Source organism: Mesorhizobium sp. M4A.F.Ca.ET.022.05.2.1 (genome assembly GCF_003998845.1).
GTDB lineage: Bacteria > Pseudomonadota > Alphaproteobacteria > Rhizobiales > Rhizobiaceae > Mesorhizobium.
The window spans coordinates 1-7,876 of sequence record NZ_RZOJ01000285.1; the positions used below are offsets into that span (position 1 = coordinate 1).

Annotated in this window: 7 protein-coding genes; all 7 read left to right on the forward strand. The window is 65.4% G+C overall.

The genetic code is table 11. The features are described 5' to 3' along the window. Positions 1-337 (forward strand): HPr kinase/phosphorylase (locus EN745_RS24680; protein ID WP_127422480.1); only part of this gene is annotated, 337 nt, incomplete at its 5' end. A 164-nt stretch (positions 338-501) separates the two neighbouring features. Further along, positions 502-903, forward strand: coding sequence for a PTS sugar transporter subunit IIA (locus EN745_RS24690; RefSeq protein ID WP_126057117.1), 402 nt, complete (start codon positions 502-504; stop codon positions 901-903). Continuing rightward, positions 900-1,196 (forward strand): HPr family phosphocarrier protein, encoded by a 297-nt coding sequence (locus EN745_RS24695; RefSeq protein WP_126057118.1) that lies wholly within the window; start codon positions 900-902, stop codon positions 1,194-1,196. Before EN745_RS24690 ends, EN745_RS24695 begins: the two co-directional genes overlap by 4 nt. Positions 1,197-1,486: 290 nt before the next feature. Then, positions 1,487-2,887: an adenosylhomocysteinase gene (gene ahcY / locus EN745_RS24700; protein WP_126057119.1), complete on the forward strand. Its 1,401-nt coding sequence runs from the start codon at positions 1,487-1,489 to the stop codon at positions 2,885-2,887. A 189-nt stretch (positions 2,888-3,076) separates the two neighbouring features. Beyond that, the gene (locus tag EN745_RS24705; RefSeq protein WP_127422481.1) at positions 3,077-5,638 is read left to right on the forward strand and encodes a PAS domain-containing sensor histidine kinase; all 2,562 of its coding nucleotides are present in this window, start codon (positions 3,077-3,079) and stop codon (positions 5,636-5,638) included. Positions 5,639-5,646: 8 nt separating this feature from the next. Continuing rightward, positions 5,647-7,152 carry a tRNA (adenosine(37)-N6)-threonylcarbamoyltransferase complex ATPase subunit type 1 TsaE gene (gene tsaE, locus EN745_RS24710; protein ID WP_126057121.1) on the forward strand — a complete coding sequence of 502 codons (1,506 nt, stop codon included), beginning with the start codon at positions 5,647-5,649 and terminating at the stop codon, positions 7,150-7,152. Beyond that, the coding region (locus tag EN745_RS24715; RefSeq protein ID WP_126057122.1) for a nucleotidyltransferase family protein at positions 7,149-7,876 on the forward strand (728 nt) is incomplete at its 3' end. The genes tsaE and EN745_RS24715, both read left to right, overlap by 4 nt.

The following is a 7,876-nucleotide window of genomic DNA, read 5'->3' on the forward strand; positions in this document are numbered from 1 at the left end:
CCATTGCCGCGCGCGCGGGCTGTTTTCGCGGCTGATCGGCGACGACAGGCTCCTTGCCACGGCCCATGCCGGGCGGCTGGTCTGCCGCGTGCCGGCGACGATTGCCGGCCTCGCCGAGGTGCCGGGGTTCATTCCACGCCCGCTGCCGTTCGAGCCGGGCGGGGTGATCGACCTCAATGTGCGGCTGGTGCCGCAGGCCGAGATGGCCCGTTTCCAGGAAGAAATCCGTGAGCCGGTCGCGGGCTGCCCGGTGCCGCGCGTGGACCTTGCCGAGCGCAACGCCGCCACCGCGTTGCCGGCCGTCATGGCGCGGCTCTCCATCGCGCCTTTTCTGTGATCCGCTTCCGCTTTTTTGCTGCAATGCGTCAAAATGGCCAGGGCTTGCGCAATTTTGGGCTTGTCAACGCGCCGCGCGTCGACAAGATAGCGCTCCCGCCGCCTGCAATGGCTGGCGAGCATAAAATGCGCCTGTGAAGCGGCGATGACGGGAGCCACCAAAGAATGATCGGACTCGTGCTCGTGACGCACGGTCAGCTGGCCACGGAGTTCCGACATGCCGTGGAACATGTCGTCGGGCCACAAGACAATTTCGAAACCGTGGCGATCGGCGCCGATGACGATATGGAGCAGCGCCGCCGCGACATCGTCGACGCGGTGGCGCGCGTCGACAGCGGAGCCGGCGTGATCGTGCTCACCGACATGTTCGGCGGCACGCCCTCCAACCTTGCCATTTCGGTGATGGAATCCGGCCGCACCGAGGTCATCGCCGGCATGAACCTGCCGATGCTGATCAAGCTTTCCTCGATCCGCAAGGGCGACAACATGGCCGCCGCGCTCGACGAGGCGCAGGCCGCCGGGCGCAAATACATCAACGTTGCCAGCCAGCTCCTGAGCAGCAAATGAACGCGCTGTCGCCGGAACAAGACCACGTCGCGCGGGATTTTCCGATCGTCAACCAGCGCGGCCTGCATGCGCGCGCCTCGGCGAAATTCGTCCAGGTCGCCAGCGGCTTCGACGCCGCCATCCATGTCGAGAAGGACGGTGTCAAGGTCGGCGGCACCTCGATCATGGGCCTGATGATGCTGGCGGCAAGCCCAGGCTATTCGATCCGCGTCACCGCCAGCGGACCGCAAGCCCTGCAGGCGCTCGACGCACTGGAGCAGCTGGTGGCCTCACGCTTCGGCGAGGAATGCTGACGGCGTCTTTGCCCGGCGTATGCCGACAGCGCTTGGAGCCATTCAGCGTTTGATGGGATCGCCGATCCGCTCGGGTTCTCGCTCGGGTTCTTGTTCCGACGCAATTCCGGACGGAAAACCGCTTGGCGCTTTCCTGGAATTGTTACCGCAAAGACATGCACGAATAAAGATTTCTTTATATCCCATTGTCGTTTGAATGCCGATCTGCTAGTCAGGCCGGCAATTCGCGCCCTTCCACGCGCCGTCCGGCGCCGGCGCGTGCCACAGACAAATCACACCGGAGCACTGCCATGACGGGTAGCAAGGACTATGTGGTCGCCGACATTTCGCTTGCCGGCTGGGGCCGCAAGGAGATCGAGATCGCCGAAACCGAAATGCCGGGCCTGATGGCCTGCCGCGACGAATTCGGCGACAAGAAGCCGCTCAAGGGCGCGCGCATCACCGGCTCGCTGCACATGACGATCCAGACCGCGGTTCTGATCGAAACGCTGAAGGCGCTGGGCGCCGACATCCGCTGGGCCTCGTGCAACATCTTCTCGACCCAGGACCATGCCGCCGCCGCGATCGCCGAGGCCGGCATCCCGGTGTTCGCCATCAAGGGCGAAACGCTCGAGGACTATTGGGAATACACCGACAAGATCTTCCAGTGGGCCGATGGCGGCACCTCCAACATGATCCTCGACGATGGCGGCGACGCCACCATGTACATCCTGATCGGCGCCCGCGCCGAGGCCGGCGAGGACGTGCTGTCCAATCCGGGCAGCGAGGAGGAAGAGATCCTGTTCGCCCAGATCAAGAAGCGCCTGAAGGCATCGCCCGGCTTCTTCACCAAGCAGAAGGAAGCGATCCGCGGCGTCACCGAGGAGACGACCACCGGCGTCAACCGGCTCTACCAACTGCAGAAGAAGGGCCTGCTGCCGTTCCCGGCGATCAACGTCAATGACTCGGTGACCAAGTCGAAATTCGACAACAAGTACGGCTGCAAGGAATCGCTGGTCGACGGCATCCGCCGCGGCACCGACACGATGATGGCCGGCAAGGTCGCCGTGGTCTGCGGCTATGGCGACGTCGGCAAGGGCTCGTCGGCCTCGCTGAAGGGCGCCGGCGCCCGCGTCAAGGTCACCGAGGTCGACCCGATCTGCGCGCTGCAGGCGGCGATGGACGGTTTCGAGGTGGTCACGCTGGAAGACGCGGCACCCACCGCCGACATCGTCATCACCACCACCGGCAACAAGGATGTCGTCACCCTTGACCACATGCGGTCGATGAAAGACATGGTGATCGTCGGCAATATCGGCCACTTCGACAACGAGATCCAGGTGGCGTCGCTGCGCAATCTGAAATGGACCAACGTAAAGCCGCAGGTCGACATGATCACCTTCCCGGACGGCAAGCGGATGATCCTTTTGTCCGAGGGTCGCCTGCTCAACCTCGGCAACGCCACCGGCCATCCGAGCTTCGTCATGTCGGCGTCCTTCACCAACCAGGTGCTGGCGCAGATCGAGCTCTACAGCAAGCACGGCCAGTACCAGAACCAGGTCTACGTGCTGCCGAAGCACCTGGACGAGAAGGTCGCGCGCCTGCATCTTGGCAAGCTCGGCGCGCGCCTGACCGAACTGTCCGGCGAACAGGCCGCCTATATCGGCGTGACGCCGCAAGGGCCGTTTAAGCCGGAACACTACCGCTATTAACCAAAACAGAAATTGCCACTAGATATTGAGGCCGGGCGATTGACATTTCGCCCGGCTTTATTTTTGCGCGGAATGATTCTTCACGCCGATTCCAGCAGGCGTTATTGTTGTGATTCGCGGTCCGGGGGACGAGGGCCGGGATACGCAATCTGGGCGGTCTTGCATTCAGGCGGCGAAGAGGACCAAGACATGCCGGGGGAAAACCCGCCTCGCGCGGGACAGGCCGTTTCCGGCGGCCATAGCGATTCGGTGACATCGGGCTCCGCCGTCAGGGGCGGGCATCTGTTGTGGCGTGGCGGTGCCCGCGCGGCGACGCTTCTCGCCGGCTCGGCGCTTTGCAGCCCGTTGCTTGGCCTTGCGGCTCATGCCGAAACCGTCGCGCAATCGGCCGGGCTGTCGGTCAGCACGGTCGAGGTGATGCAGCTCGCCATGTTCGCCGGGGTCATGGGGGCCGCCCTTGTCTCGGCCATCTTCCTGATCCGCGAAAGAGCCCGCACTTCGGCGCAGAACGCCGAACTCAGGACCCGAATCGCCGACGTCAACGCGGCGCTGCAGCGTTCCGAGGCGCTGCTCAATCTGCGCGACCAGCGCGTCGTGGTATGGGCTTCCGAGAACAAGAAGCCGGAGCTCATCGGAACATTGCCGCTGGAGAGCGGCGCACCCGAGGACCGGGCCGCTTTCCTTGCATTCGGCCGCTGGCTGATGCCGCGTTCGGCCGCGGCACTCGAACATGCCGTGGCGGCCCTGCGCGAAAAGGCAAGGGCCTTCGATCTGGTCATCGAGACACAGGCCGGAGTGCCGCTCGAGGTGCAAGGGCGCAAGAGCGCGGCGCATGTGCTGGTGCGCTTCGTGTCGCTGTCGGAAACGCTGCGCAGCCAGGCGCGGCTGAAGATCGAGAACCAGCGGCTCAGCGCCGACTACGAGACAATGCTCGGCCTGCTCGACGCCCTGAAGATGCCGACATGGCTGCGCTCCGCCGACGGCCGGCTGAAATGGGTCAACCGCGCCTATGCCGAGGCGGTCGAGGCGCAAAATGCAGAAGCGGCGGTGCGCGAGGCCAAGGAATTCCTGGGCGGACAGGCGCGCGAGCAGATCGCCGAGCAGCACAAGGCGCGCCCGGTGTTCGAACAGACGCTGTCCACGGTGATCGAAGGCGATCGCCGGATGTTCTCAGTGACGGATTTCGCCGGCACGGACGGCTCGGCTGGACTTGCCTGCGACACCAGCGCCACCGAAACCATCCGCGGCGAATATGAGCGCACGGTGCGCAGCCACGCCGACACGCTCGATCAGCTCAACACCGCCGTTGCCATCTTCGACGCCAATGAGAAGCTGCGCTTCTTCAACCAGGCATTCCAGAAACTGTGGAACCTCGACAGCGGCTTCCTGCACAGCGCCCCGGACAATGCCTTGCTGCTCGACCGGCTGCGCAGCGAGGGCAAGATCGCCGAACAGCCGGAGTGGCGGCGCTGGAAGGAAGGCCTGCTCGGCGCCTATCGCGCAGTCGAATCGCAGGAGCACTGGTGGCACCTGCCCGACGGCAAGACCATCCGCGTGGTGGCCAACCCGCAGCCCAAGGGCGGCGTCACCTGGGTGTTCGAGAACCTGACCGAGAAGATGGACCTCGAAAGCCGCTACCAGACGGCGGTGCGCGTGCAGGGCGAGACGCTGGACAATCTTGCCGAGGGTGTCGCGGTGTTCGGTCCGGACGGACGGCTTCGGCTGTCGAACCCGGCTTTCGTCGCGCTGTGGGGTCTAAACCAGGACGTGGTCAAGCCCAATGTGCATGTCTCGGCGATCCGCGACCTCTGTGACCGGCGTGCCAAGGACAGCCCTTGGGGCGGCTTCGTCGCCGCCATCACCGGATTCGACGACGAACGCCGCGACCGCCACGGCCAGAGCGAGCTCGTCGACGGCACGGTGCTCAGCCACGCGGTGATCCATTTGCCCAACGGGCAAGTGATGATGACCTTCGTCGACGTCACCGACAGCGTCAATGTCGAGCGGGCGCTGAAGGACAAGAACGAGGCGCTGGAGCGGTCCGACCAGCTGAAGAACGAGTTCGTGCAGCACGTTTCCTACGAGCTGCGCTCGCCGCTGACCAACATCATCGGCTTCACCGAGCTGCTGTCGCTGCCGTCGACCGGGCCGTTGACGCCGAAGCAGCGCGAATATGTCGAGCATGTCGGCTCGTCCTCCTCGGTGCTGCTCACCATCGTCAACGACATACTGGATCTCGCCACCGTCGATGCCGGCATCATGCAGCTCGACATCTCCGAGGTCAGCGTCGACCGGACCATCGCGGCGGCCGCCGAGCTTGTGGCCGACCGGCTGGAGGAGCATTCGATCACGCTCAAGGTCGAAGCCGCGGCGGCGCCGAAGAGCTTCCATGGCGACGAGACCCGCATCCGCCAGATTCTCTACAATCTGTTGAGCAACGCCGCGAACTACGCGCCGGAAGCAAGCACCGTCACCCTCGCCTGCCGCCAACTCGCCGACGGCGTGGAATTCTCCGTCCATGACGACGGGCCCGGCATGCCGCCGGACGTGCTGGATTCGGTGTTCCGCCGCTTCGAGCCGCGGACCAATGGCGGGCGCCGGCGTGGTGCCGGGCTCGGCCTGTCGATCGTCAAAAGCTTCGTCGAGCTGCATGGCGGCAGCGTCCGCATCGAGACCGGCAAGGACAAGGGCACCACCGTCATCTGCACCTTCCCGGCCGCGCCCTCGGGCATTCGCGCCGCGGCCCAGTAGCGGACCTCATGGCAGGGCTGGAACGTTTTCTCGCCGACGAAGCCGCCACGGCAAGGCTGGGTGAAGACCTGGCGATGGCGCTGCGCCCGGGCGACGTGTTGGCGCTCAAAGGCGATCTCGGCGCCGGCAAGTCGACACTGGCGCGGTCGCTCATCCGGGCCCTGGCCGACGATGCCGGCCTCGACGTGCCAAGCCCGACTTTCACGCTGGTGCAGACCTACGACACGCGCTTTCCGGTGCATCATTTCGATCTCTACCGCCTTTCGGCAGCCGCTGAACTCGACGAACTCGGCTTCGACGACGCGCTGGCGCAAGGGGCGGCCCTGGTCGAATGGCCAGAACGCGCCGAGACCGCCCTGCCGGACGGCACGCTCTGGGTCGAGCTCGCGCATCAGGGCGACGGCCGCCTGGCGAAACTGTCGGGACAAGGGGCGGCCTTCGATCGCGCGGCGCGCTCGCTGGCGATGCGCGATTTCCTGGCCACGGCCGGCTGGGGCGAAGCCGGCAGGCGCTTCTTCGTCGGCGACGCCTCAGCCCGTTCCTATGAGATCGTCTCGCTTGCCGGCCTCGCGCCGCGCGTGCTGATGAACTCGCCGCGACTGGTGCTCGGTCCGCCGGTGCGCGACGGCAAGCCCTATGCGGTGATCGCCCACACCGCGCAATCGGTCACCGCCTTCGTCGCCCTCGACCGCGCCTTGCTGGCGGCGGGCGTCAGCGTGCCGGAGATCCATGCCGAGGATCTCGAGCAGGGCTTTTTGCTCCTTGAACATCTCGGTGCGGAAGGGTTCCTGAACAGCGATGGCGAGCCGATCGCCGAGCGCTATGCCGCGGCGGCCGAGCTGCTGGCGATGATGCATGGCAAGGCCTGGCCCGACAGGATGGAAGCCGCGCCGGGCGTCTTTCATGACGTGCCGCCCTTCGACCGCGAGGCGATGCTGATCGAGGCCGACCTGCTGGTTGACTGGTATGTGCCGATGCTGACCGGCAAGCCGGCGAGCAATGCCCTGCTGGCCGGCTACCACACCGAATGGAACAAGGTGCTCGACCGGCTCAAGGGCAGCCAATACACGCTGATGCTGCGCGACTTCCATTCGCCGAACATCATCTGGCGCGGCGACAGAACCGGCCACGACCGGCTCGGCGTCGTCGATGTCCAGGATGCGCTGATCGGCCCCGCCGCCTATGACGTCGCCTCGCTCGCCATGGACGCTCGCGTGACCATCTCGCCCGCGATCGAGAAGCGGACGCTCGATGCCTATGTCGCGGCGCGCCATGCCGCCGGCGCCTTCGATGAAGCAGCGTTCCGGGAGGCCTACGCCATCATGGCGGCGCAGCGCAATTCGAAGATCCTCGGCATTTTCGTGCGGCTGGAGAAGCGTGACGGCAAGCCCTTCTACCTCAAGCACCTGCCGCGCATCCGCGACTATCTCAGAAGAGCGCTGGCGCACCCGGCACTTGCCGGGCTACACGACTTCTACGCCGCCCATGGCCTGCTGGAAGAACGAACGCCGTGACCGCAAATCCCAGGACCGCAATGGTGCTCGCCGCCGGGCTCGGAAAGCGCATGCGTCCGATCACCGACACGATACCGAAGCCGCTGGTGGAGATCGCCGGCAAGACCTTGCTCGACTGGGGGCTGGACAGCCTTGCAAGTGCCGGTGTCGATAAGGCCGTAGTCAACGTCCACTATCTTCCGGACCAGATCATCGCCCATATCGCCGACCGCGGTGCGCCGAGGATCGCCATTTCCGACGAGCGCGAGATGCTGCTGGACTCGGCCGGCGGCATCGTCAAGGCGCTGCCCCTGCTGGGGAAAGAGCCGTTCTACATCATCAACGCCGACACGTTCTGGATCGACAGCGGCCAGCCCAGCCTCGAGCGTCTTTCCCTTGCATGGGACGCTGCCAGAATGGATATTCTGCTGATGCTTACCGATCTCGATTCCGCCACCGGACATTGCGTCGGCACCGATTTCCTGGTGGCGCCGGACGGCGCCTTGCAGCGCTCGAAAGGCGATCCGGCCGGCCTGATCTATGCCGGGGCCGCGATTGTCCATCCGCGTATCTTCAAGGACGCGCCGACGGGCCCGCATTCGCTCAACGCCTATTTCGACAAGGCGATCACGGCCGGACGGCTGTTCGGCATGCAGATGCAGGGCCGCTGGATCACGGTCGGCACGCCCGACGCCATTCCGCCCGCCGAGGCAGCGGTCGCCGGCGCACTCGCGAAAGCGATATG